This is a genomic window from Rhodoferax sp. P2_H8_2 (assembly GCF_056403235.1).
Genome location: NZ_JBFUFW010000008.1, coordinates 1 through 23,211 on the forward strand (window position 1 = coordinate 1; position 23,211 = coordinate 23,211).

Below are 23,211 nucleotides of genomic sequence, written 5' to 3' on the forward strand. Positions count from 1 at the left end.
TCAGCGTCATCCACCATGTCGCATTTGTTCAGGAACACGATGATGTAAGGAACGCCAACCTGGCGGGCCAGCAGGATGTGCTCGCGGGTCTGAGGCATTGGGCCGTCAGCTGCGGAGCAAACCAGGATCGCGCCGTCCATTTGGGCTGCGCCAGTGATCATGTTCTTCACATAGTCAGCGTGGCCGGGGCAGTCAACGTGGGCGTAGTGGCGGTTGGCCGTTTCGTATTCCACGTGGGCGGTGTTGATCGTGATACCGCGTGCTTTTTCTTCAGGAGCTGCGTCGATCTGGTCGTACGCCTTGGCTTGGCCGCCAAACTTGGATGCCAGAACCGTAGTAATAGCCGCTGTCAGCGTGGTCTTGCCGTGGTCAACGTGGCCAATTGTGCCAACGTTCACGTGGGGCTTGGTACGCGTGAATTTTTCTTTTCCCATTGTCTGACTCCGAAAAGTAATGAGTTAAACCAACAAAACCACAACACGCCAACCAGAAACAAGGCGCCCTGGCGACGCAAAAAACTGGTGCCCTTTGCGGGAATCGGACCCGCGACCTCTCCCTTACCAAGGGAGTGCTCTACCACTGAGCCAAAAGGGCAAATTCAACCAATAGCGATAAATCAACTGTGGAGCGGGGTAGGAGAATCGAACTCCTCGCTTTAGCTTGGAAGGCTAAGGTATTACCACTATACGAACCCCGCCGAACTAAGCAGGCCGGCTCGCACATCCGCCAACCAAACTTCTCGACAATTAACAATCACTGGTGGAGAGGGCTGGATTCGAACCAGCGTACTCGTAAGAGGGCAGATTTACAGTCTGCTGCCATTAACCACTCGGCCACCTCTCCTTTGGTGAACCCCGGATTATGCCATGAGTTTTTGACTCTGGGAATCTCGCCACTCACGCGCTTGCGAAAAATGCCCGCAACCGATGAAGGGAAGCGGTGGGCGAAGCGCCGACAGCGGGGATGGGTGGTTGGCCGTCAGCACCAAATGGCGCGAAGCATCAATAAGCGGGCGCTTGCCCTGCGCATGGGCACCCCACAGCATGAAAACTGCTGGCTGGGCATCCAGTGACACCTGACGGATCACCGCGTCCGTCAACGCCTCCCAGCCTTTACCGGAATGGCTGGCGGGCTGGGCCTCCTCCACCGTCAGGCAGGTATTGAGCAATAAAACACCCTTTTCGGCCCAGCGAACCAGGCTGCCGCCCGGCTGGGGAAATGCGGGAAACGGCGTACCCAGATCACGCTGCAACTCTTTGAAAATATTGCGCAAAGAGGGTGGTAGTTGCACGCCGGGCGCGACCGAAAAGGCCAGTCCTTCGGCCTGCCCGCGGCCGTGGTACGGGTCTTGGCCCAGGATCACGACGCGCACGGCCTCGGGCGGCGTCAAATCTAGCGCGCGCAGCGGCTGTGGCGGGAAGATGGTGGCGCCCGCATCCAATCTTTGCTTCAAAAAACCCAGCAGACTTGCGCCAGTGGGCGACTGGAAGAACGCGTTTACTGTGGGTTGCCAGCCCGTCGCGACGGGCCAGCCCGCCGGGTCCGCAGAGCGCAACTGGTCATCCTGCATTGCCTCGTGCCCCCCGGTTATCCAAACAACACCTTGAGCGCCTCACCGGGCTCCGGCGCACGCATGAAGGCCTCGCCGACCAGGAACGCGTTGACACCCGCCGCACCCATGCGCAGCACGTCATCCCGGGTGTGGATGCCGCTCTCTGTTACCAGAATGCGATCCTTGGGCACCAGCGTGCGCAATGTCAGCGTGGTTTCCAGCGACACCTCGAAGGTCTTCAGATTGCGGTTGTTGATGCCCAAGAGCGGCGTCTTCAATTGCAACGCACGCTCCAGCTCGGCTTGGTCATGCACCTCCACCAGCACCGCCATGTCCAGGCTGCGGGCAATGGCCTCAAATTCCTTCATTTGCACGTCGCTCAGGCAAGCCGCGATCAGCAACACTGCGTCGGCACCCTTTGCGCGCGATTCGTAGATTTGGTAGGCGTCGACCATGAAGTCCTTGCGCAACACCGGCAACTGGCAGGACGCGCGCGCTTGCTTCAGGTCATCGATCTGGCCCTGAAAAAACTGCTGGTCGGTCAACACCGAAAGGCAAGCCGCCCCGTGCTCGGCATAGCTCTGGGCAATATCAGCCGGAATGAAGTCCGCGCGGATTACGCCTTTGGACGGGCTGGCTTTTTTGACCTCGGCAATCACAGCGGGTTTGCCCGCGGCAATCTTGGCGCGCAGGGCGCCCACGAAGTCACGCGTCAGCACACGCGATTCGGCGTCCGTGCGCATCGCTTCTAACGACATGCGCTTTTTCGCCGCTGCCACCTCCTGGTGTTTGATGGCTACGATTTTGTCCAGAATGTCACTCATATCTTCCTTAAGTCCCCAATCGGCGGGACAGCGCCACCAGCGCATCCAATTTGGCCTTGGCTGCTCCTGATTCGATGGCGGTCCGCGCCAGTTTGATGCCGGCTTCCATGCTATTTGCCACATTGGCGGCATACAGCGCCAGCCCTGCATTCAACACCACAATGTCTTTTGCCGCGCCGGCCTGGTTGTTCAGCACGCTCAGCATCATCGCCCTAGAGTCTTCCGCCGTCGTCACTTTCAGCGAACGGTTGCTGGCCATCACCATGCCGAAGTCTTCCGGGTGAATTTCGTACTCGGTGATCACACCGTCTTTCAATTCACCGACCATGGTCGCCGCGCCCAGACTCACTTCGTCCATGCCGTCGCGCCCGTAGACCACCAATGCATGCTCGGCGCCCAGGCGCTGCAGCGCGCGCACCTGGATGCCGACCAGATCCTCATGGAACACGCCCATCAGGATATTCGGCGCACCCGCCGGATTGGTCAAGGGACCGAGGATGTTGAAGATGGTGCGCACACCCATTTCACGGCGCACCGGCGCGACGTTTTTCATTGCGGGGTGGTGGTTGGGTGCGAACATGAAGCCCACGCCTTCTTCGGCAATGCATTGCGCGATCTGCGCGGGGTTCAGGTTGATGTTCAGGCCCAACGTCTCCAACACATCGGCACTGCCGCACTTGCTGCTAACACTGCGCCCGCCATGCTTGCTGACCTTGGCGCCCGCCGCAGCGGCGACAAACATCGAGCAGGTGGAAATATTGAACGTATGCGAGCCATCGCCGCCGGTGCCGACGATGTCCACCAAGTGCTTGCGATCCGGCACCTCGACCTTCATCGAAAACTCGCGCATCACCTGGGCGGCGGCGGTGATTTCGCCGATGGTTTCCTTTTTGACACGCAAGCCGGTGATGATGGCAGCCATCATGACGGGAGACACCTCACCCGACATGATTTGCCGCATCAGATGCAGCATCTCGTCGTGAAAGATCTCGCGGTGTTCGATGGTGCGTTGCAGGGCTTCCTGCGGCGTGATTTTGACGGTTGAAACGGGCATGAGAAACTCCTTTAAGCCTGTGGCGCATCGGTGAGCGCCAGCTTGATTCCGAAACCAATAAACATTGCGCCGGCGATGCGGTCCAGCCAGTGCATGGACTTTTGCACCACCTCGGCGCGACCGGCCAGCCATGCTGCGGCCAGCGCCCAGCCCAGGTTAACGAACAGGCCATTGATATTGAACAGCAACCCAAGCAGCAGAAACGCCACGGCCTTGTGCTCTACAGACGGTGCAATGAACTGCGGCACAAATGCCAGAAAGAACAGCGCGACCTTGGGGTTCAATACATTGGTCAAGAAACCGCGCAGAAATGTGGCTTTCCAATCAAAAAGGCCTGAAATAACCGCAGAATGCGCGTGAGCAGCTTCCAATTTGATAGCATCTCCGACCTTCGCCGTAAGCAAGCGCAGCCCGACATAGACCAGATAACCCGCCCCGATCCACTTCAGTGCGGTAAACGCGGTGGCCGACGCAGCCATCAGCGCACTGACGCCGGCTGCCGCCGCAAAAATATGGACAAAACAACCGGCAGTGATACCCGCCGCAGCGACCATGCCGGCACGCGCACCGCTGCGCAGTGCATGGGTCACGATGTACAGCACATCGGGTCCGGGTGTCAGGTTCAGCAAAAGGCCGGCGACAACAAACAGCAGCAAAGACTCGGTAGACATTGCAATACCTTGCCGGAACTCAATACGGCCCGCTTGCCGCAGCAGGCGCCTTGGCAGCGCCCTGTCCGGCCATGAAGAACTGCCGCACGCACTGAATCGTGTGGTCAATGCTGGCCGCATCTACATCCAGATGCGTCACAAAGCGCAGTCCGATCAGGCCAGTCGCCAGCACGCCGTTGGCCTGCAGATGCGCCAGCAGCGCCGGGCCGCGGTCGTTGGCTACATCGATGAACACGATATTGGTCTGCGCAGAACGCACAGTGAGGCCGTCCAGCCCCTGCAAACCCGCCGCCAGCCGCTGCGCCAACGCATGGTCGTCGGCCAGGCGCTCGACATGGTGGTCCAGCGCGTGGTTGGCCGCCGCCGCCAACAAGCCGACCTGACGCATACCGCCGCCGGCCATCTTGCGGATACGGTGCGCGCGGGCGATCAGTTCCTTGCTGCCGCACAGCACCGAGCCAATGGGCGCACCCAGGCCTTTGCTGAAGCACACCGACACGCTGTCAAACAGACTGGTGATGCGGCGCGCCGAAGCCATGCCTGTTTCACCCGCCGCCTTAGTGGCAACGGCGGCATTGAACAAACGCGCGCCGTCCAGATGCACCGCCAGTCCCTTGTCGCGCGCCAGCTTGGTTGCGGCTTCCAGGTAGTCCTGGGGCATAGGGTGTCCGTTCCAGGTGTTTTCCAGGCACAGCAAGCGCGTACGGGCGAAGTGGCAATCGTCCGGCTTCACCGCGCCGGCAATGTCGGCCAATGCCATGCGGCCCTGCGCATCCTGCGTCAGCGGTTGCGGTTGCACACTGCCTAGTACCGCGGCGCCGCCGCCCTCATAGCGGTAGGTGTGGGCCGATTGGCCGACGATGTACTCATCACCGCGGCCACAGTGGGCCAGGATGGCACACAGGTTGCTCTGGGTGCCCGTGGGCATGAACAGCGCGGCCTCAAAGCCCAGCAGGTCGGCAAGTTTTTGCTGCAGCGCGTTGACCGTAGGGTCGTCGACAAACACGTCATCACCCAGAGGCGCAGCCATCATGGCCGCGCGCATTGCAGTGGTGGGTTGCGTAACGGTATCGCTACGCAGATCAATTATTTTTGTCATATTGGCCTCCAAAGCCCGAAAGACAGGCGTGAGCAGCTACGCTTTTCATAGCAAGAAATTTTTCAACATGGCGTGGCCATGCTCGGTCAGGATGGATTCGGGATGGAACTGCACGCCTTCCATGCGCACGGCATGTGCGAGGCCCGTATGTCGCACGCCCATGATCTCGCCATCGTCCGTCCACGCAGTAACGGCCAACTCCTTGGGGCAAGTCGCGCGCTCAATGGCCAGCGAGTGGTAACGGTTTACGGTGAATTGCTGCGGCAGGTTGGCGAACACGCCTTCTTGCGTGGTCGTGATCACGCTGGTCTTGCCGTGCATCAGCTCTTGGGCGCGCACGATCTTGCCCCCCAGCGCCGCACCAATGCTCTGGTGCCCCAGGCAGACGCCCAGAATCGGCAGCTTGCCCATGAAATGCTGAATCGCCGCCACCGAGATACCCGCTTCTGCGGGCGAGCATGGGCCGGGCGACACGACCAAGCGGTCTGGCGTGCGCGCGGCAATTTCTTCCAGAGTGATTTCGTCGTTGCGGAACACCTCTACGTCAGCACCCAGCTCGCCAAAGTATTGAACGATGTTGTAGGTGAAGCTGTCGTAGTTGTCGATCATGACCAGTTTCATGCCGTCACCTCCGACTTCTCAACGGCGCTCTGCGGAGCACGCAAGCGCGCAAACTCGCCGTGCTCATAGGCAATGCACACTTCCATCAGACTGCGGTAAATCGCCTCCAGCACCTCGGGCGAGCCGCCCTCGGCAAGCGCTTTTTCACGCACCCGGGTCACGATGGCTTCAATCCGCCCCTCGTCGCGTACCTGCGAAACATCCTGCTTGATGCGGGCCGCTTGCAGCATGTAACTGCTGCGCTCTACCAACAGCGGCACCAGGATGTCATCCAGCGCATCGATGCGCTGGCGCACCTCGGCCATGTTGTTGCAATGGCTCACTTTGTCAATCGCGCGGCTCATTCCAGCCCCTCCTCTACCAGCTCGCTGGCGCGCAGTAATGCGCGTGCCTTGGCTTCAGTTTCTTTCCACTCCAGTTCGGGCACGCTATCGGCCACAACACCCGCCGCCGCCTGCACATACAAAGTCTGGTTCTTGATGATGCCGGTGCGGATCGCAATCGCGACATCCATATCGCCGGCGTAACTCAGGTAGCCACAAGCCCCGCCGTACAAGCCCCGCTTGGTGGGCTCCAACTGGTCGATCAGCTCCATCGCATGCACCTTGGGTGCGCCGGTCAGCGTGCCGGCCGGGAAGGTGGCCTTGAGCACATCCATATTGCTCATGCCATCGAGCAACGTGCCCTCGACGTTGCTGACGATGTGCATCACATGGCTGTAGCGCTCCACGCAAAAGGCTTCGGTCACCTTGACTGTGCCGATCTTGGCGATACGGCCAATGTCGTTGCGCGCCAGGTCAATCAACATCACATGCTCGGCGCGCTCTTTCGGGTCGTTCACCAGCTCTGCTTCAGCGGCTTTATCCAGTTCTTCGGTCGCGCCGCGTGGCCGGGTACCGGCCAATGGGCGAATGATCACGCGCTTCTCAGCAACGCCGTCGTTAACAGCCGCAGACAGAATCTCTTGCCGCACCAGAATCTCCGGCGATGCGCCGACCACATGGAAATCACCAAAGTGGTAGTAGTACATGTACGGGCTGGGGTTCAGCGATCGCAGTGCACGGTACAAAGAGAGTGGCGACTCGGTGTAGCGCTTCTTGATGCGCTGCCCCACCTGCACCTGCATGAAGTCACCACCGGCAATCAGTTCCTTCGCGCGCTCGACAGCGGCGATGTAATCGGCCTTCGCGAAGTCGCGCTGCGCCGGGTGCGCCTGGCTGGGTTTGATTTCCGGCGCGCTGACAGCTTGGGCCAAACTCGCCCGGAGCTGCTGCAGGCGCTGTTTACCTTTGGCGTACGCATCGGGCTGTGTCGGGTCGGCGTAGACGATCAGGTGCAGTTTGCCCGACAGGTTGTCGATCACCGCCAGCTCTTCACACTGCAACAACAGGATGTCCGGGCAGCCGATCTCGTCGGGCGGGCAGGTAGCCTCCAGCTTTTTCTCGATGTAGCGCACAGCGTCGTAACCGAAGTAACCCGCCAAACCGCCACAAAAGCGCGGCAGACCGGGCTGCAATGCCACCTTGAAGCGTTGCTGGTAGCTAGCGATAAAGTCCAGCGGGTTGTCGCGCGAGGTCTCCACCACTACGCCGTCGGTGACCACCTCGGTCAGCGCCTGTGCACCAAAACCGTTCGCGCGCAACAGGGTTCGGGCTGGCAGGCCAATGAAGCTATAGCGACCAAAGCGTTCGCCACCGACCACCGATTCCAGCAGAAAGCTGTATTTACCAGCGTCAGCCGCCGTGCCGCCGCCATGGGCCAGCTTGAGATACAGCGAGAGGGGGGTTTCCAGATCGGCAAAGGCCTGCGCCATCAGAGGGACGCGGTTGAAGCCTTGCGCACCCAGGGCCTGGAATTCAAGTTCGGAAATCACAAAAGGAAGCCTTTCAACATCAGCCGCAGCACAGGGCATCAAGCCCCTTGCGCTGCAAGCGCCGCCCATCACAGGAATGGAAAGGGCGACAGGTTCATCGGGATGGTGGGGTTTGGCCGTTGCGGCCAGCCCAGTGCCCTTCAGGCGAACAGGGCGGCAAACCGCGCAGACGCTGCAGTCTGGGTACGCCAGGGCCAGGCTCCCCGGTCGCTACAACCCTCAATGCTGGTGCGGTGAATGAACATGGATGCAGTGTAGCAAACCATTACGCACCAAAAGGTTGTCCTCGAAAACCCTGATACTGCGCACCACACTTGGGCGGACAATAGGGCATCAACACTTGAGGCCCGCCGCGCACAGGCGGGAATAGACAAATGAACGTTTTCAAGAATTTAGGAACATTGCTTGCTGCATTGACATTGGCGGGCAGCGCACTTGCGGCGCCCATGGAACTCAGCGGCGTCAAGGTTGAGGACAACATCACTCTGGTGGGGACCAAACTGCAGCTCAATGGCGCAGGCATCCGCTACAAGGCCATCTTCAAGGTCTATGTGGCCGAGCTGTACACCACCAAGAAGGTTAACAATCTGGACGAGCTGTTGGCAGCGCCTGGTCCCAAACGCGTGGCGGTGACCATGCTGCGCGACATTGATGCGCGTGAACTGGGCAAGCTGCTGACCCGTGGAATGGAAGACAACGCCAGCAAGACCGAAATGTCCAAACTGGTAGGTGGTCTGATTCGCATGGGCGCCATGTTTTCTGAGCAGAAGACATTGAAGTCGGGCGACCGCTTCGAGATCGACTGGATTCCGGGCAAAGGAACCGTGATCACCGTCAAGGGTGTTGTGCAGGGTGAACCCTTTGTCGAACCCGACTTCTTCAAGGCCCTGATGTCCATCTGGCTGGGTGCCGTGCCCGCGGACTACAAGCTCAAAGACAACCTGCTCGGCATGAAGTAAGGCCGGCATGGGGAGCTTCCCCAAATAGCAACACAGCCTGCCGACACTTGTCGGCAGGCTTTTTTTTGCTTACGCTACATGTGTCAATGTGTATTTCTTAACAAACCTGTCATATAGCCGACAACGATAGACAGGGATTGCTTCGTTGGTTCACCCTTTGCATCAAAAGGATTCGTGATGAAACTGGCTTTGAAACTCCCTCTGGCCTTCGGCTTGGCCTTGGCTCTGCTCTTCTTGAGCGGCATGTTTGGCATCTACAAGCTCAACAGCGTCGTTAACACCTACGAAACGGATGTGCAGCAAAAAGTGGCTGCCAACAAAAAAGCCGCGGACATTTCCGGCAAATTCTCCGTTGCAGTCCAGGAGTGGAAGAACGTACTGATACGCGGCAAGGAGCCCAAAGACCAGGAAAAATACTGGAATTCGCATCTCAAGGAAATGAAAGATGTGCAGGAGGGCCTCAAGGCGCTGGATTCACTGATCAGCGACCCTGCTGCACAAGCCCTGGTCAGCAAATTGGCAGCCGGTATGACTTCCGCCCAGGACGGCTACGTCAAAGCCTTCGAAGCTTATAAAGCGGCAGACAGCGACTACGCGGCAGGCGACAAAGCCGCCAAAGGCAAGGACAGGGAAGCAACGGCTACGCTGAGCGAATTGCGTGAACTGCTCTCCAAGCAAGAGGCGGAGAGCTCTGCCGCCGCCAGCGCCGTCGCCAAGAGCAGCAGCACCCTGGCGGTGGGTGTGATGATTGTGGTGACGCTGATTGCGATGGCGGGCGCCGTGTGGTTGAGCCGCGAAATCGTGGCACCGCTGGAGCGCGCTGTGCGTCTGGCCGATTCGGTTGCAGACGGTGACCTGACCAACCAAATCACATCCAGTGGCCGTGATGAAGTCGCCGCGCTTATGAAATCCCTGGGGACCATGCAAGGCAGCCTTTCCACTTTGGTCATCAAGGTGCGCCAGGGTTCTGAAGGTGTGGCGACGGCCAGCAGCGAGATCGCACAGGGCAATCATGATTTGTCGGCGCGGACCGAAAGCCAGGCCAGCGCGCTGGAAGAAACTGCGGCGAGCATGGAAGAGTTGAACTCCACCGTCAGCCAGAGTGCGGATAACGCCCGCCAGGCCAGCCAGTTGGCAATGAATGCATCGACGGTTGCCATCCAGGGCGGCGAAGTGGTCACCCAGGTGGTGGAAACCATGAAGGGCATCAACGAATCCTCCCGCCGTATTTCCGACATCATCAGCGTGATCGATGGCATCGCCTTCCAGACCAATATCCTGGCGCTGAATGCCGCTGTGGAAGCGGCACGCGCGGGCGAGCAGGGTCGCGGCTTTGCCGTGGTCGCGTCGGAAGTACGCTCACTGGCTGGGCGCTCCGCCGAAGCAGCCAAGGAGATCAAGAGTCTGATCGGCGCCAGCGTGGAGCGCGTGGCGCACGGCACTACCTTGGTGGACCAAGCCGGCTCAACCATGAATGAGGTGGTCAGCAGCATCCGCCGCGTGACCGACATCGTGGGCGAAATCAGCGCTGCCAGTGGCGAGCAAAACTTGGGCGTGGCGCAGGTTGGCGAAGCCATCAATCAGATCGACCAAGCCACGCAACAAAATGCGGCGCTGGTGGAGCAAATGGCCGCAGCGGCTTCGGGGCTGAAGGCACAGGCTGCCGATCTGGTGCAGCTGGTGTCGACTTTCAAAGTCAACAGCGGCGAGCACGCCATGTCGCCCTCCTCCAGCATGGGTTACGGCATGCGCTCCACTCCCGCACCTGCACCGCGCAAGCCGCTGGCATCTGCGCCACCGAAGATGGCTGCCAAGGCGCCGCCAAAGGCAAGCAACGCCAAACCGGCACCCAAGGCAGCACCCGTGTTGACCGCCAGCAAAGCTACCGCAACCGCTGGTGGCGGAGACGATGATTGGGAAACTTTCTAAGCCAAGACCTATCACCTCGCAAGGCCCATGCCCGCAATGGCATGGGCTTTTTTGTGGCTGTCCGAAAATTGCTGCTGGCAACATTGTTCTATAAGATAACTCTGACAGGAGCGAGCAATCCATGAAACTTAAAAGTCAGATTTTGTTGTTGGGCGTGGTGGGGCTGGTGATGACCGCTCTCGTAGGCGGCACCGGCCTGCTCAATGCATCCAAGCTGTCCGTCGCCTTTGACAACTCGATCAACATGGGCCTGGCGCTGCAAAAGAGCCAGGAGGCCGACATGATGCATGACGCCATCCGCGGCGATGTGCTGCTGGCCCTGCTCAGTGCCCAGACCAATAATGCAGCCGACCTGGCCGCATCGCAAAAAGACCTGAAGGAGCATGCGGCCACCTTCGACAAGGCCCTGTCCGAGATGCAGGCAGCTCCCCTGTCTGACAACGCCAAGAGCGTGGTGGCCAAGGTCGGGCCCGCGCTGAAAATGTATGTGGCATCTGCCTCCCATGTGCAGCAATTGGCCGCCACCGATGCACAGGCCGCCTTGGCAGCTGTACCGGAATTCCAGAAAGCGTTCAAGGTGTTGGAAGACACGATGGAAGAGCAGAGCGGCGCTATCGAGAAGGACGTAGAGGCCTACAGCGTTGAAGCCAAATCACGTGCCTCCTCGGCCACTTGGCAAGTCGGCGTTGGGCTGGCCATTGCAGCCGCCCTGCTGGTATTTTCGTCTGTCTGGCTGGCCAATCACATTGCCGAGCCTATGGCCCATGCGGTGCGCGTTGCCGACCGCCTGGCCGAAGGTGACCTGACCTCGTCTGTGCGTCCCTCCGGCAACGACGAAACCATTCGCCTGCTCAAAGCCATGGACCGCATGCAGGAAAGCTTTGGCGGTATCGTGCGCGTGGTCCAGAGCAATGCACAGAATGTCGCGACGTCCAGCGCAGAGATTGCCCAGGGCAACGACGACCTGTCTGCCCGTACCGAGCAACAAGCCAGCGCGCTGGAAGAAACCGCCGCCAGCATGGAAGAACTGGGCTCCACCGTTAAACAAAATGCGGACAGTGCACGCCAGGCGAACCAGTTGGCGATGAATGCCTCCGCCGTCGCCATCAAGGGTGGCGAAGTGGTGGGCCAGGTGGTGGAAACCATGAAGGGCATCAACGAGTCGTCACGCAAGATCTCCGACATCATCAGCGTGATCGACGGCATTGCGTTCCAGACCAATATCCTGGCGCTGAACGCCGCAGTGGAAGCGGCACGCGCGGGCGAGCAGGGCCGCGGCTTTGCGGTGGTCGCATCCGAAGTGCGTTCGCTGGCCGGGCGTTCTGCGGAAGCCGCCAAGGAAATCAAGAGCCTGATCAATACCAGCGTCGACCGGGTGAGCCAGGGCACGGTATTGGTAGACCAGGCCGGCACAACCATGACCGAAGTGGTCGGTTCGATCAGGCGCGTCACCGACATCATGGGCGAGATCAGCGCTGCCAGCACCGAACAGTCGCAGGGTGTGTCCCAGGTCGGCGATGCGGTGACACAGATGGACACGGCAACCCAGCAAAACGCGGCATTGGTAGAGCAGATGGCCGCCGCTGCCGGCAGCCTGAAAAACCAGGCGAACGAGTTGGTGCAGTCGGTGGCGGTGTTCAAGCTTGATGACGATGGACGCCGCCCACCACACGTACCCCAAGCCGCGGTACGTTCAAGCGCCCCCAAGTCGTTGCCTCACCAGAGCGCGATGCGGCAACTGGGCAACGCGCCCGCCGTGAAACCGGCAGCCAAGCCCGCACCCAAAGCCACGCTGGCTGCACCGAAGCCTGCGGCGAGACCCCAGCCAACACCCGCCGGCGACGACGCCGATTGGGAAACCTTCTGACCGGCGCACCATAGTGCAATGGACCCCAGCACGTCCACTGCATGACAGCCCTCAACCCGCCCACAGACACCAGCCCAGCGCACGACGACGCTGAGTTGCTGCTGGGCGCCAATGGGCTGTTGATCTTCCAGCGCTTCCTGCTCATCGTATCGCTCACCGTGATGGTTTCGCTCGCGTACGGCCTGTGGACGTATGGTCCGCAACGCAGCATGCTGGTGACACTGGGGATTGTTGCCGTGTGCTGGGCGGCCTATGCCCTGATGCGAAAGGGCCAGTCACGGCGCGGCATTCAAGTCGTGCTGTGGGGCATTACCGCGGCAGCGGTGGCCCTGACTTTCAGCGTTGCAGGTTTGCGCACACCCGCGTTGTTCGTTGCACCTACCCTGTGTATGTTTGCCGCCTGGCTGTTGGGCGAGCGCGCCGCGATTGCCGTCTTCGTCGTCATCGCGCTGGACATGGCAGCGCTCGCTATCGGTGAATCCTACCTGGGGTACCAGCCGCCCAACCTGACCCGTACGCCCATCGGCATGGCCTTGGTTTTCATCCCATGTACTTTGCTCAGCCTGCTGATTTCTGTCTACGCCTTTCGCAGCTTCAAGTCCAAGATTACACAGGTGCTGGAACTGACGAAGGCGCAGGAGCAACAATTGGAAGCACTGCGGGTGTCGGACGAGCGCTTCTCTGCGCTGTTTCGCGCCAACCCCATGCCCTCTTCCACGATTGACAGGGATGGCCGTCACCTCGCCGTCAATGACGCATGGGTCGCACTGTTCGGCATCACCGCCGAAGATGCCGCAGGAAAGACCGCGGAAGATCTGGACCTGTGGGAGAAGGAGCTTGAGCGTGACGCAGTGCGTGCGTCCTTGCAACGCGAAGGCAAGGTAGATGGTTTGCCGGCCGCCCTGCGGACGACCACTGGAGCACGTCCTTTTTTACTTTATATCGCCCCGGTGGAGTTCGGCGGGCTGCAGCGACTGGTCGCCACCATGTTCGATCAGACCGACCACCTGACAGCCGAAGCCGCACAGCGCGCCGTGACAGAAGAACTGGAAGTACGCGTCAGTCAACGCACCGCCGAGCTGTCACAAACAGTCGCACGCCTGACCGCCGCGCGGGAGGAGCTGGTGCAGTCCGAAAAGCTGGCGTCGCTGGGTGCCATGGTGGCCGGCATTTCCCACGAACTAAACACGCCCATAGGCAATACAGTCACCGTGTCCAGCACCATGCAAGCCCAGATTCGGGATTTCAAGAAACTGGTCGATGCCGGCCAGTTGCGCAAATCCGATCTGGTGGATTTCCTGGGGCTGCAGGATGAAATGTCCGAAGTGATCGTGCGCTCAACACGCCGCGCCGCCGAGCTGGTCACCAGCTTCAAACAAGTGGCCGTGGACCGTTCCTCCGAGCGAAGGCGCGAGTTCGATCTGGCAACCCTGGTGCAGGAGCTGGTCACCGCTTTGAAACCTGGCATGCGCCACCACCATGTTGAAGTGACGGTAGACATACCGGATGGCATTCAGTGCGACAGCTTCCCTGGCCCGGTGGGACAGGTGATCACAAATCTGATCCAGAACGCGCTGACCCATGCATTCGGCGACAACGCATCTGGCAGCATCGCCATTACCGCACGCACCGAGGGCGGGCTGGTGGTGATGCGGGTGAAGGACAGCGGCAAGGGGATGGACGAGCACACGCTCAAGCATGCGTTCGATCCTTTTTTTACGACCCGCCTGGGGAAAGGGGGTTCGGGCTTGGGGTTGTCAGTCTCTCACCGCATCGCCAATACGGTACTGGGCGGCACGCTGGTGGCCAGCTCCACTCCCGGTCAGGGCAGTTGCTTTACGTTCAGTTTTTTGCGCGCGTTGCCCAAAGAAATTTGAGTTAGCCCAATGCGACACGCATTGCGTCCACAACGCTCTTGTAGTCCGGCTTGCCAAAAATCGCACTGCCGGCCACAAACGTATCCGCCCCCGCATCGGCCACACGGCGAATGTTGTCGGTCTTGATGCCACCGTCGACTTCCAGGCGAATGTCCTTGCCCGATGCGTCAATGCGCTTGCGCACATCCTCGATCTTGCGCAGCGCCGAGTCGATGAAGCTCTGACCGCCAAAGCCGGGATTCACGCTCATGATCAGCACCAGATCGATGTCATCAATCACCCAGTCCAGCACATCCAGCGGCTCGGCTGGATTGAAGGTCAGCCCCGCCTTGACGCCCTTGGCCTTGATCGCCTGGATGCTGCGGTGCACATGGCTGGACGCATCGGGGTGAAAGCTGATCAGATCGGCGCCGGCATCGGCAAAGGCGCCGGCCAACGCGTCAACCGGCGAAATCATCAAATGCACGTCGATCGGCACCGCCACACCCGCTGCAGTCTTGGCATGCGGCTTCAACGCGCTGCAAATCATCGGGCCAAAAGTCAAATTGGGCACGTAATGGTTGTCCATTACGTCGAAATGGATCCAGTCGGCGCCAGCCGCGATCACGTTTTTGACTTCTTCGCCCAGACGGGCAAAGTCGGCTGAGAGGATGGAGGGGGCAATACGGTAAGTCATGGGTGAATGCTATCAAGATTAAACTGCAGCCATGGCCAAGTACCAATTTACGGTGGAAGTACACCCGCAATTCCTCCCCGAGCAATCGGCGCCGGAAGAAGACAGCTATGTCTTTGCGTACACCATCACCATCACCAATACCGGCGAAGTGCCGGCCCAACTGATCTCGCGCAGCTGGAGCGTCAATGATTCCAACGGCCTGACCGAAAAGGTCAAAGGACTGGGCGTGATCGGTCAGCAGCCCTTCCTGAAGCCCGGACAGGCGTTCGAGTACACCAGCGGCACCCGCCTGCGCACACCCACCGGCACGATGCACGGGATTTTCTTCTGCGTCGCAGAGGACGGCGAGAAATTTGATGCGGATGTGCCCATGTTTGTGCTGGACGCACTGAGCGGCGGTGCCGACGGATCCCGGACGTTGCACTGATGCAAGACCTCACCCTGCGCACTGAGAGCAACCCCGCTGGGGATGGTCTTCTGAGCGCGCTGAATGCGCAAGCACCGTTGGTACAGCGGCATTTGGCGCTGCTGGCGCTGTTTGACTGGATACGCGGCGACGAAGACGATGCGGCGACCTGCGTAACCCGGATTGAGAATCTGCTGGATGTTCTGGAGTCGCAGCCCGAGCGGTTGCTGCAGTTGCGCGCCTGGTGGCGCACCATCACCACGACGGTAGACGGCAGTACGCTTCTGGCAGATTTTGGATTTGCATCGCGCAACGCTTTCGTCTCGGAGTTGATTCAGCGCCTGCACCACAAGCTGCTGCCCTCCTCGCCGGAAACCTCGGACGCGTCGGAGTTGTTCGCGCTGGCTTTGCCCACTACGCTGGATGCGCAGTGGATTGCAGCGCTTCCTGAAGCCACGTTGGCGCGGCTGGGTTCGCTGCTGAGCGCACCGGCGCATGGCCACCATGCGCTGCAAACACCCAGCCTGAGCTACTGGCAGTGCACGCTGCTGGACGCACTGACCTTTTGCACCAGCCAGGTTCGTGCGGCCGGTTTTTCACCGGAGATCCGCTTGCGCATGAGCGCGCCGGAACAGGACGCCAGCCCGTTTTACGATCTTTCCGCCAGTTGGGACGCTGTGCGCAACGCCTGGCTCAGCGGCGTGGAGGTAGATGAAACTGCCCAGCGCTTCAAGGCGCAACTGGAAGCCTGCCGCCATTGCGCCGCCACGGTTTACACGCATCTGGATACGCACGGCATCTCGGTCGATCTGGTGTTCCGATTGCGGCAACTGCGCGAGCGCGTGCTGCGCATCCGCATCTTGCTGGACTGCCTGCTGAACGATGCCGATCACAAATACACGGCGCGCCTGTTGTCACAACTGGTCAGCGTAGGCCAGGACCGCAGCAGCATAGGCGCACTGATTTCCAGCAGCTCTTCACTGTTGGCAGCCAAGGTGGCAGAGCGCAGCTCGGAGACTGGCGAGCACTACATCACCCGCAGCCGCACCGAATACCGCGCGATGCTGGGCAATGCGGCGGGTGGCGGCGTATTGACCGCCTTTACCGTGGCGCTCAAGTTCGCGCTGACGGCGCTGGGTTTGGCTGCGTTCTGGTTCGGATTCTGGTCCGGCCTGATGTACGCCGCCAGCTTTGTGTTGATCCAGCTGTTCCATTTCACGCTGGCCACCAAGCAGCCGGCCATGACCGCACCCGCCATGGCAGCCAAGCTCAAGGATTTGGGCGACCCTACTGCGGTGGACGGGTTCGTAGACGAAGTCTCCCATCTGGTGCGTTCGCAAGTTGCCGCGGTACTGGGCAACGTGGTCGCCGTGTTTCCAGTGGCGGTATTGCTGTCACTGGTATGGCAGGCCATCACCAGCGTGCCGATGATCGATGCCGACAAGGCGCACCACGTGCTGCAGTCGTTGACGCTGTTGGGCCCATGCCTGTTGTTTGCGGCGTTTACCGGCGTGCTGCTATTTGCCAGCAGCATTATTGCGGGCTGGGTGGAGAATTGGTTTGTACTGCACCGGCTCGACTCCGCGTTGCGCTACAACCCCCACATCACGCAAATTCTGGGCGCTGCACGGGCCGACCGTTGGGCCACATTTATGCGGCAGAACATCTCCGGCTTCGCGTCGAACATATCGCTGGGCTTCATGCTCGGGCTGGTTCCGGCCATTCTTGCCTTTTTGGGCATTGGACTGGATGTGCGGCACGTCACGCTATCGACCGGCCAGCTTGCCGCGGCCTGCGCCTCACTCGGCTGGGACGCGGTCCATCTGCCTGCGGTGTGGTGGGCGGCAGCGAGCATCCCCTTCATCGGCGCGCTGAATCTGGGTGTGAGTTTTTACCTGGCATTTCGCGTTGCCTTGCAGGCGCATAACGTGACCGGCATAGGCCGCGCCAGTATTCGCCGCGCGATCTGGCAGCGACTGCGCACACAACCACTGTCCTTCTTCTGGCCGACACGGGACCAGACATAGTGGGTGGAGCAGATGGGCGAGTTTGAGCTGATTCAGCAGTTTTTCACCCGGCCCGCGCGCCGCGCGGTGCTGGGCGTAGGCGACGATTGCGCGCTCCTGCAACCCAGCCCCGGCACCCAACTGGCTGTTTCTTCCGACATGCTGGTCAGCGGCCGCCATTTCTTCCCCGATGTCGATCCGAGCAAGCTCGGCCACAAGGCGCTGGCCGTCAACCTGAGTGATCTGGCGGCTTGCGGCGCCAAACCCGTCGCCTTCACCCTCGCGCTGGCACTGCCCGAGTCAGATCCGGCCTGGCTGGCGCCGTTTTCGCAAGGCCTGTGGGCGCTGGCTGATGCACACGATTGCGAGTTGATTGGTGGCGACACGACCAAGGGCCCTTTGAACATTTGCATCACAGTGTTTGGCGAGGTGCCTGTAGTTGACGGGCGCAGCCAGGCGCTGCTGCGCAGCGGTGCGCAGGCAGGTGACGATCTCTATGTCAGTGGCAACGTGGGCGATGCGCGGCTGGCGCTGGAGCACTTCAGGAAAACCGTGGTGCTACCGGACGAAATGTTTGCGAAGGCGCGCCAGCGTATGGAAATGCCAACGCCTCGGGTCGCGCTGGGCATGGCTTTGCGCGGCATTGCGACTGCTGCTGCCGACATCAGCGACGGATTGCTGGGTGACCTCGGCCACATCCTGCGGCGCTCTGGCGTCGGGGCCACGATCGACACCTCTTATGCTATTAACTTGATAGCTGCTTACGCACATTCTGCGGGCGCTACAAGCCAATTTGACACTCCAATCACCCCGGCGCTAGCACTTGAATATGTGCTCAGTGGTGGCGACGACTATGAGCTGGTGTTCACTGCGCCACCGGCTCGGCGTGCCGCGGTGCTGGCCGCCGCGCAGAACTCTGGCGTTGCCGTCACCCGGATTGGCCAGATGGATGCGCAGCCCGGGCTGCGCCTGGTGGATGGACAGGGTGCGCCCGTGGCCAACACCTTTGGTTCATTCGACCATTTCGCCTGAACGACTCCCAAGCCATGAGCAAACCCGCCTACACCCGCGACAAGATTTACAAGACCGTGGCGCGCCAGATGCACGGCAAGGTACCGTGCTGGGTGTGCGGGCAGCATGTGGAACACGCCGACGCCACGCTGGAACACATCCAGCCGCTCAGTGAAGGCGGCAGCAGCCACCAGGACAACCTGGCGATCAGCCACGCGCGCTGCAACCACCAGCGCCACGCTAAGTCGGCAACAGATTCTCAATAGCAGCTAGGTCCACAGCATCCCGTTGTCCGGATTGCATGTAGCGCTCGGCAAACTCGTCCCAGACACGGCTGTGCAGGAAATAGCGGAACAGCTCGGGGTCGATGTGCTGGTCCTTGGCCATGAAGGCCATGATGCGCAGCGATTCCGACAGGGTCTTGGGCGCCTTGTAGGGCCGGTCGGCCGCCGTCAGTGCTTCAAAGATGTCGGCCAGCGCCATCACGCGGTCAGGCACCGTCAGCTTGTCGGCCCCCAGTTTGCGCGGGTAGCCTTGGCCATCGAGCTTCTCGTGATGGGTCGCCGCGATGTCCGGCACGCGCGCCAGCTGTGCGGGCCACGGCAAGCTCTTCAACATGATCAACGTCTGCACGATGTGGTCGTTGATCTTGAAGCGGTCTTCTTCGGTCAGCGTGCCACGACGAATCGACAGGTTGTAGAGCTCACCCATGTGCTGCTCTTGCGCCGGGAGCTTCATGTCAAAGCCGTAGCGGTTTTTGGGATCGCCCTTCTCGACAGGCGGCCTGCGCGCACCCCAGGGCACCACGTGGTCAGGCCGGTCCGCCAACAACTGCTCCTGCACCGGTAAGGGCCGCGCCTCTGGCGAGGCCGCCTCCACGCGCATCAGCTCCTGGCTAGACAGGCCCAAGCGATTGTCAAAGTTGCGCACCCATGGCGTCTGCGCCAGCGCCTGCAGGCGCGCCACGTCGGCATCGGCCATGAATTCGCCACCCACATTGCAGCGCGCGACGAACGCAAAATCGTCCTGCAATTGCGCCTGGCGCTGCGCCAATTCTGCTTGCAACGCGGTGCGATCCCCACCCTGCGACACACCTTGCCAGAAGGCGATCTGTGCATCGCGCAGCAGCACCTCAAAGCGCATGCGCACTTCGTGGACACGGTTGTAAATGGTCTCCAGCTTGGTCGATTTGTCGATGATGTGCTCGGGGCTGGTGACCTTGCCGCAGTCGTGCAACCAGGCGCCCAAATGAAACTCGTAGCGCTCGTCCTCATTCATCGTGAACGCGGCGTACGTGCCTGTGTTTTCCTTTGCCATTCGGTCCACCAGCATGCCCGCCAGCTCGGGGACGCGTTCGCAGTGGCCTCCGGTGTACGGGCTCTTGGCGTCAATCGCATCCGCCATCAGGCGGATCACCGCGTCCAGCAATGCCTTTTGCGCTTCGATCAACTGACGCGTTTCTATCGACACCGCCAGCATGCCGGAGAGCTTGTGCACGAACTCGGTAAACGACGCGTCGGCGTGCCCCACGTCGCTGGTGTGCTGCAGAACCAGTATGCCTTCGAGTTTTCCACTGCGCCCGCGCAACTCCACCTGCATTTCCGACACATTTTTCGTCACCGTGCGGCGTGCGCCAGAGGTCGGCAGGGCACTGAGCTGCATGTGCGACGGGTCATGGTCCAGCAGATACCCAGCAACTGCGGATTGCTGCAGATTCTGGCTTGCGCTGTCCACCAGATACACAGCGCCACCCTGGCAGCGCGTGGCGGATACCATTTTTTGCAACACGTTGTGCAACATGCGCTCGACCTTGGGCTCGGTCGCCATATCCTGGCTGATCTGCAAAAAGGTCTCAATGGTTTCACCCATCTCACCCATCACGCTGGAGAGGCTATTGACTTCGCGTATGTAGTTGGGCGGTAGGTCAACATGGTGAAAATCAAAGTGGTTCATGCGCTGCGCCAATAGCGTCAATCGGTCCAGGCTGCGGCCAATCGCTGCGCCGGCCAACCAACCCATGGGCATCAACAGCAACGCCAGCCCGATGATGATCAGCGCCAACTCGCCTGCCTTGGTTTTCAAGTCGCCCAGCAAATCATCACTGGGCGCCGCGACCAGCAGGCGCAGTCCTTCCGATTGCCACACATCAAACGGCAAGTTCACGCCCACCCATTCGGTGCCGTCGACCTTGTACGTCTGTACCTTGTCTGCCTTGTCACGCAGACCGCTGAGGGCCGCGAGGCCCGGCACACCCAACGCGTTGACCGACTTGAAATCAAAGCGACCTTCACGCTCTACCAGTACACGGGTCATATCCGGATAGGCCAGCACCTGATCCCTGGAGTTGACCAGCGCAAGCTGCGCATTCGGCGTGCTGCGCAGGTCGCCCAGACTGGCCGCCAGATCGTCCAACACGACATCAACGCCGAACACGGAATCACCGTCCAAGCTGGCCTGGCTCAAGGTCAGGCCAAGTTGGCGGGTGGTGAAGAACACGTATGGCTGGGTAAACACTGCGGTAAAGACGTTTTGTGCAGACTCAAACCATGGGCGCTTGCGCGGGTCAAAGACGTAGTCCGGCTGCGCGCGGCGCTCCAGCAAGTTGCGGCCACCGTCGAAGAAAAGAAACTCACCCACCGGTTTACCCGAGCGCATCTGAATGGACTGCACCATGAACTTCGCCTTGGCCGGCGGATAGAAGCGCTCGGTCAATGCCGGCAGATTCAGGGGGCGCACCAGAAAGAAGGAGCCGTCGGCGTAGCCCACGTAGACCGCGGACATCAGGCGGTTGGCGATCAGCACGTCGGACAGCGTGCGCAATTGCAGCAGGCGCTGCTCCAGTGTGGTGGCCTGGATCAACGGCGTGGAGGTCAGTAGACGCAGCGTGGCCTGTGCAGGCTCCAACATGCGGTACGACTTTTCGTTGATCAGCAAACCGGCGTCGCGCGCGCTTTTGGAGGCCGCGTCCAGCAAGGACTGCCTGGCCCCCATCCAGCCCAATGTGATGATGGTCACTGCCAGAATCACCATGGAAGTGACAACCACGGAAGCAATGGATAGCTTGATGGGCCACCCTGCCACAGAAGGTGTGGTCGGAGTTTGGTCCGCAGATTCGCGCTTGCCCGGCACTGCCATAGATCACCGTCCCTGAGGTTTCGTGGTCTGCACTTTGCTTTATTCGGCTATTGGCAGATGTTTGACGAGTTTCACATTGCATGCTTTAATTAACCAACTGGTAAATTAAAGAATTCCTGCCACACACCATGACTGACGCCCTCAGTGCCACCTTCGCCGCCTTGGCTGACCCGACCCGTCGGGCCATCCTGGCGCGACTGTCATTGGGAGAAAGTTCGGTGCGCGATCTGGCTGCGCCCTTTGCCATGACCGCCCCGGCCGTGACCAAACACCTGAAGGTATTGCAGCGCGCCGGGCTGATCACCCAGGGCCGCCAGGCCCAGTGGCGCCCGTGCAAGCTCGAAGCCCAGCCGCTGCGCGAAGCAGCCGACTGGGTCGCCCAGTACCGCCAGCACTGGGAAGAGCGTCTGGACAGGCTGGAAACCTATTTGGCAACCCTGCAACCCCCGTCAACTGAGGAAAAACAATGACGACCCACGCCCCTTTCACCATTTCCCGCCTGCTCAAAGCGCCGCGCGCACTGGTCTGGGAGGTCTACTCCGATCCCAAGCACTTGCAACACTGGCTGGGTCCCAAGGGCAGCACCGTGACCCACAGCGAGCTGGACTTCCGTGTCGGTGGCAGCTACCACTATGCGATGACCGTCGATGGCGGCATGGAGCTGTGGGGCAAGTGGTTGTTCCGCGAACTACACGCGCCAGAAAAAATGGTGCTGGTTCAGTGCTTCTCCGACCCGCAAGGCGGCGTCACGCGCAACCCTTGGGCACCGGGCTGGCCGATGTACACGCACTCCACCACGACGCTCACCGAGCAGGACGGCGGCACGTTGATGACGTTGGTATGGGCGCCGCACGAAGCCACGCCGGAAGAGGAAGCCCTGTTCGCCGCCAGCCATGACAGCATGAACCAGGGCTGGAGCGGCAATATCGATGTGCTGGATGACTACCTGGCACTGCTGCAAACACCCTGAAGCGAGAGATGCCAGCCATGCCATTGACCCTGTACTACCACCCTTTGGCGTCCTATTGCCACAAGGTTCTGATCGCCCTGTACGAGAACAATATTGCGTTTGAAGCACGTATCGTTGACCTCGGTGCACAGAAGGATCGCGCAGAGCTCGCAGCCCTGTGGCCATTCTGCAAATTCCCGGTGATCCATGACCCCGAACGCCAGCGCAATGTGGCGGAGTCGTCCATCATCATCGAGTACCTGGACCAGCTCTTCCCGGGCCTACAGCGATTGATTCCCACGGACTTCAACGAAGCCCTGCAGGTACGGCTGTGGGATCGCGTTTTCGACAACTACGTGCACGAGCCGATGCAAAACATCGTGTTGGACCATTTTCGCGATGCCAAGCAGGACATGGGCAATACCAGGGCCACCATGCAGACCGCGTACGAAATGATCAATACGCACCTGGCGTCTTCAGCCTGGGCCGCAGGTCAGAACTTCAGCATGGCCGATTGCGCCGCCGCTCCGGCGCTGTTCTACGCCCACACGCTGGAATCATTTCCTGAGCAGCATGTGCACTTGCGTGCCTACTTTGACAAGTTGATGGCACGCCCCTCCGTACAGCGTGTGCTGACCGAAGCCAAGCCCTACTTCCCCATGTACCCATTTCACAGCGCCATTCCAGCGCGTTTTCTCTGAC

At 60.5% G+C, this 23,211-nt stretch carries 22 protein-coding genes and 3 tRNA genes; 11 read left to right on the forward strand and 14 right to left on the reverse strand.

Features of this window, described 5'->3' with window-relative positions; genetic code table 11:
* The 12 genes from AC1DV6_RS14055 to AC1DV6_RS14110 all read right to left on the reverse strand — a co-directional run.
* Positions 1 to 434 (reverse strand): GTP-binding protein (locus AC1DV6_RS14055; protein ID WP_477978396.1); only part of this gene is annotated, 434 nt, incomplete at its 3' end.
* 85 nt (positions 435 to 519) lie between these two features.
* Positions 520 to 594, reverse strand: a tRNA-Thr gene (locus AC1DV6_RS14060).
* 29 nt (positions 595 to 623) lie between these two features.
* Positions 624 to 697: transfer RNA gene (locus AC1DV6_RS14065), tRNA-Gly, on the reverse strand.
* Between the two features lie 60 nt (positions 698 to 757).
* Positions 758 to 843: transfer RNA gene (locus AC1DV6_RS14070), tRNA-Tyr, on the reverse strand.
* Positions 844 to 859: 16 nt separating this feature from the next.
* Positions 860 to 1,570, reverse strand: a complete 711-nt coding sequence (locus AC1DV6_RS14075; protein ID WP_477978398.1) for a uracil-DNA glycosylase — start codon at positions 1,568 to 1,570, stop codon at positions 860 to 862.
* A 17-nt stretch (positions 1,571 to 1,587) separates the two neighbouring features.
* A complete protein-coding gene (trpC, locus tag AC1DV6_RS14080; protein ID WP_477978400.1) occupies positions 1,588 to 2,376 on the reverse strand; it encodes an indole-3-glycerol phosphate synthase TrpC in 789 nt (262 codons plus the stop codon).
* A 7-nt stretch (positions 2,377 to 2,383) separates the two neighbouring features.
* Positions 2,384 to 3,430: an anthranilate phosphoribosyltransferase gene (gene trpD, locus AC1DV6_RS14085; RefSeq protein ID WP_477978402.1), complete on the reverse strand. Its 1,047-nt coding sequence runs from the start codon at positions 3,428 to 3,430 to the stop codon at positions 2,384 to 2,386.
* A gap of 11 nt (positions 3,431 to 3,441) precedes the next feature.
* Positions 3,442 to 4,101, reverse strand: coding sequence for a LysE family translocator (locus AC1DV6_RS14090; RefSeq protein WP_477978404.1), 660 nt, complete (start codon positions 4,099 to 4,101; stop codon positions 3,442 to 3,444).
* Between the two features lie 19 nt (positions 4,102 to 4,120).
* Positions 4,121 to 5,200, reverse strand: coding sequence for a low-specificity L-threonine aldolase (gene ltaE, locus AC1DV6_RS14095; RefSeq protein WP_477978406.1), 1,080 nt, complete (start codon positions 5,198 to 5,200; stop codon positions 4,121 to 4,123).
* Between the two features lie 45 nt (positions 5,201 to 5,245).
* Positions 5,246 to 5,821: an aminodeoxychorismate/anthranilate synthase component II gene (locus AC1DV6_RS14100; protein WP_477978408.1), complete on the reverse strand. Its 576-nt coding sequence runs from the start codon at positions 5,819 to 5,821 to the stop codon at positions 5,246 to 5,248.
* Positions 5,818 to 6,165, reverse strand: coding sequence for a chorismate mutase (locus tag AC1DV6_RS14105; RefSeq protein WP_477978410.1), 348 nt, complete (start codon positions 6,163 to 6,165; stop codon positions 5,818 to 5,820). Before AC1DV6_RS14105 ends, AC1DV6_RS14100 begins: the two co-directional genes overlap by 4 nt.
* Positions 6,162 to 7,694, reverse strand: a complete 1,533-nt coding sequence (locus AC1DV6_RS14110) for an anthranilate synthase component I family protein (protein ID WP_477978412.1) — start codon at positions 7,692 to 7,694, stop codon at positions 6,162 to 6,164. Before AC1DV6_RS14110 ends, AC1DV6_RS14105 begins: the two co-directional genes overlap by 4 nt.
* A gap of 374 nt (positions 7,695 to 8,068) precedes the next feature.
* Here AC1DV6_RS14110 and AC1DV6_RS14115 point away from each other — a divergent pair, with 374 nt between their 5' ends.
* The 4 genes from AC1DV6_RS14115 (at position 8,069) to AC1DV6_RS14130 (ending at position 14,326) form a co-directional block, all read left to right on the forward strand.
* Positions 8,069 to 8,653, forward strand: coding sequence for a chalcone isomerase family protein (locus AC1DV6_RS14115; RefSeq protein WP_477978414.1), 585 nt, complete (start codon positions 8,069 to 8,071; stop codon positions 8,651 to 8,653).
* A gap of 177 nt (positions 8,654 to 8,830) precedes the next feature.
* Positions 8,831 to 10,582 carry a methyl-accepting chemotaxis protein gene (locus tag AC1DV6_RS14120; RefSeq protein WP_477978416.1) on the forward strand — a complete coding sequence of 584 codons (1,752 nt, stop codon included), beginning with the start codon at positions 8,831 to 8,833 and terminating at the stop codon, positions 10,580 to 10,582.
* A gap of 121 nt (positions 10,583 to 10,703) precedes the next feature.
* Complete coding sequence (locus AC1DV6_RS14125; RefSeq protein ID WP_477978418.1) at positions 10,704 to 12,449, forward strand: methyl-accepting chemotaxis protein; 1,746 nt, start codon at positions 10,704 to 10,706, stop codon at positions 12,447 to 12,449.
* A 41-nt stretch (positions 12,450 to 12,490) separates the two neighbouring features.
* Positions 12,491 to 14,326 (forward strand): sensor histidine kinase, encoded by a 1,836-nt coding sequence (locus tag AC1DV6_RS14130; RefSeq protein WP_477978420.1) that lies wholly within the window; start codon positions 12,491 to 12,493, stop codon positions 14,324 to 14,326.
* A 1-nt stretch (position 14,327) separates the two neighbouring features.
* Here AC1DV6_RS14130 and rpe read toward each other — a convergent pair whose 3' ends face one another.
* Positions 14,328 to 15,002 carry a ribulose-phosphate 3-epimerase gene (gene rpe, locus AC1DV6_RS14135; RefSeq protein ID WP_477978422.1) on the reverse strand — a complete coding sequence of 225 codons (675 nt, stop codon included), beginning with the start codon at positions 15,000 to 15,002 and terminating at the stop codon, positions 14,328 to 14,330.
* Positions 15,003 to 15,033: 31 nt separating this feature from the next.
* Here rpe and apaG point away from each other — a divergent pair, with 31 nt between their 5' ends.
* The 4 genes from apaG to AC1DV6_RS14155 are packed head-to-tail and all read left to right on the forward strand — an operon-like array spanning position 15,034 to position 18,691.
* Positions 15,034 to 15,429, forward strand: coding sequence for a Co2+/Mg2+ efflux protein ApaG (gene apaG, locus AC1DV6_RS14140; RefSeq protein ID WP_477978424.1), 396 nt, complete (start codon positions 15,034 to 15,036; stop codon positions 15,427 to 15,429).
* Positions 15,429 to 17,435 (forward strand): site-specific recombinase, encoded by a 2,007-nt coding sequence (locus tag AC1DV6_RS14145; protein ID WP_477978426.1) that lies wholly within the window; start codon positions 15,429 to 15,431, stop codon positions 17,433 to 17,435. The genes apaG and AC1DV6_RS14145 overlap by 1 nt, the downstream gene beginning before the upstream one ends.
* 12 nt (positions 17,436 to 17,447) lie before the next feature.
* Positions 17,448 to 18,446 (forward strand): thiamine-phosphate kinase, encoded by a 999-nt coding sequence (thiL, locus tag AC1DV6_RS14150; RefSeq protein ID WP_477978428.1) that lies wholly within the window; start codon positions 17,448 to 17,450, stop codon positions 18,444 to 18,446.
* A gap of 14 nt (positions 18,447 to 18,460) precedes the next feature.
* Positions 18,461 to 18,691, forward strand: a complete 231-nt coding sequence (locus AC1DV6_RS14155) for an HNH endonuclease (RefSeq protein WP_477978430.1) — start codon at positions 18,461 to 18,463, stop codon at positions 18,689 to 18,691.
* On the opposite strand, the gene AC1DV6_RS14160 is transcribed toward AC1DV6_RS14155, so the two are convergent.
* Positions 18,666 to 21,560 (reverse strand): HD domain-containing phosphohydrolase, encoded by a 2,895-nt coding sequence (locus AC1DV6_RS14160; protein ID WP_477978432.1) that lies wholly within the window; start codon positions 21,558 to 21,560, stop codon positions 18,666 to 18,668. The genes AC1DV6_RS14155 and AC1DV6_RS14160 overlap by 26 nt on opposite strands.
* A gap of 128 nt (positions 21,561 to 21,688) precedes the next feature.
* On the opposite strand from AC1DV6_RS14160, the gene AC1DV6_RS14165 reads away from it, so the two are divergent.
* Genes AC1DV6_RS14165 through AC1DV6_RS14175 form a run of 3 tightly spaced genes read left to right on the forward strand, consistent with a single transcriptional unit; the run spans position 21,689 to position 23,210 of the window.
* The gene (locus AC1DV6_RS14165; protein ID WP_477978434.1) at positions 21,689 to 22,030 is read left to right on the forward strand and encodes an ArsR/SmtB family transcription factor; all 342 of its coding nucleotides are present in this window, start codon (positions 21,689 to 21,691) and stop codon (positions 22,028 to 22,030) included.
* On the forward strand, positions 22,027 to 22,530 hold the full coding sequence (locus AC1DV6_RS14170; protein ID WP_477978436.1) for an SRPBCC family protein: 504 nt from the start codon (positions 22,027 to 22,029) through the stop codon (positions 22,528 to 22,530). Before AC1DV6_RS14165 ends, AC1DV6_RS14170 begins: the two co-directional genes overlap by 4 nt.
* 17 nt (positions 22,531 to 22,547) lie before the next feature.
* Positions 22,548 to 23,210: a glutathione S-transferase family protein gene (locus AC1DV6_RS14175; RefSeq protein WP_477978438.1), complete on the forward strand. Its 663-nt coding sequence runs from the start codon at positions 22,548 to 22,550 to the stop codon at positions 23,208 to 23,210.
* The last annotated feature ends 1 nt before the right edge of the window (position 23,211 follow it).

Coding starts and splice junctions, on each gene's coding strand:
- apaG (WP_477978424.1), top strand. CDS start 15,034: ATGGCCAAGTACCAATTTACGGTGGAAGTACACCCGCAATTCCTCCCC.
- AC1DV6_RS14160 (WP_477978432.1), bottom strand. CDS start 21,560: ATGGCAGTGCCGGGCAAGCGCGAATCTGCGGACCAAACTCCGACCACA.
- AC1DV6_RS14120 (WP_477978416.1), top strand. CDS start 8,831: ATGAAACTGGCTTTGAAACTCCCTCTGGCCTTCGGCTTGGCCTTGGCT.
- ltaE (WP_477978406.1), bottom strand. CDS start 5,200: ATGACAAAAATAATTGATCTGCGTAGCGATACCGTTACGCAACCCACC.
- AC1DV6_RS14100 (WP_477978408.1), bottom strand. CDS start 5,821: ATGAAACTGGTCATGATCGACAACTACGACAGCTTCACCTACAACATC.
- thiL (WP_477978428.1), top strand. CDS start 17,448: ATGGGCGAGTTTGAGCTGATTCAGCAGTTTTTCACCCGGCCCGCGCGC.
- AC1DV6_RS14115 (WP_477978414.1), top strand. CDS start 8,069: ATGAACGTTTTCAAGAATTTAGGAACATTGCTTGCTGCATTGACATTG.
- AC1DV6_RS14075 (WP_477978398.1), bottom strand. CDS start 1,570: ATGCAGGATGACCAGTTGCGCTCTGCGGACCCGGCGGGCTGGCCCGTC.
- trpD (WP_477978402.1), bottom strand. CDS start 3,430: ATGCCCGTTTCAACCGTCAAAATCACGCCGCAGGAAGCCCTGCAACGC.
- AC1DV6_RS14175 (WP_477978438.1), top strand. CDS start 22,548: ATGCCATTGACCCTGTACTACCACCCTTTGGCGTCCTATTGCCACAAG.
- rpe (WP_477978422.1), bottom strand. CDS start 15,002: ATGACTTACCGTATTGCCCCCTCCATCCTCTCAGCCGACTTTGCCCGT.
- AC1DV6_RS14105 (WP_477978410.1), bottom strand. CDS start 6,165: ATGAGCCGCGCGATTGACAAAGTGAGCCATTGCAACAACATGGCCGAG.
- AC1DV6_RS14125 (WP_477978418.1), top strand. CDS start 10,704: ATGAAACTTAAAAGTCAGATTTTGTTGTTGGGCGTGGTGGGGCTGGTG.
- AC1DV6_RS14090 (WP_477978404.1), bottom strand. CDS start 4,101: ATGTCTACCGAGTCTTTGCTGCTGTTTGTTGTCGCCGGCCTTTTGCTG.
- AC1DV6_RS14165 (WP_477978434.1), top strand. CDS start 21,689: ATGACTGACGCCCTCAGTGCCACCTTCGCCGCCTTGGCTGACCCGACC.
- AC1DV6_RS14155 (WP_477978430.1), top strand. CDS start 18,461: ATGAGCAAACCCGCCTACACCCGCGACAAGATTTACAAGACCGTGGCG.
- trpC (WP_477978400.1), bottom strand. CDS start 2,376: ATGAGTGACATTCTGGACAAAATCGTAGCCATCAAACACCAGGAGGTG.
- AC1DV6_RS14145 (WP_477978426.1), top strand. CDS start 15,429: ATGCAAGACCTCACCCTGCGCACTGAGAGCAACCCCGCTGGGGATGGT.
- AC1DV6_RS14170 (WP_477978436.1), top strand. CDS start 22,027: ATGACGACCCACGCCCCTTTCACCATTTCCCGCCTGCTCAAAGCGCCG.
- AC1DV6_RS14130 (WP_477978420.1), top strand. CDS start 12,491: ATGACAGCCCTCAACCCGCCCACAGACACCAGCCCAGCGCACGACGAC.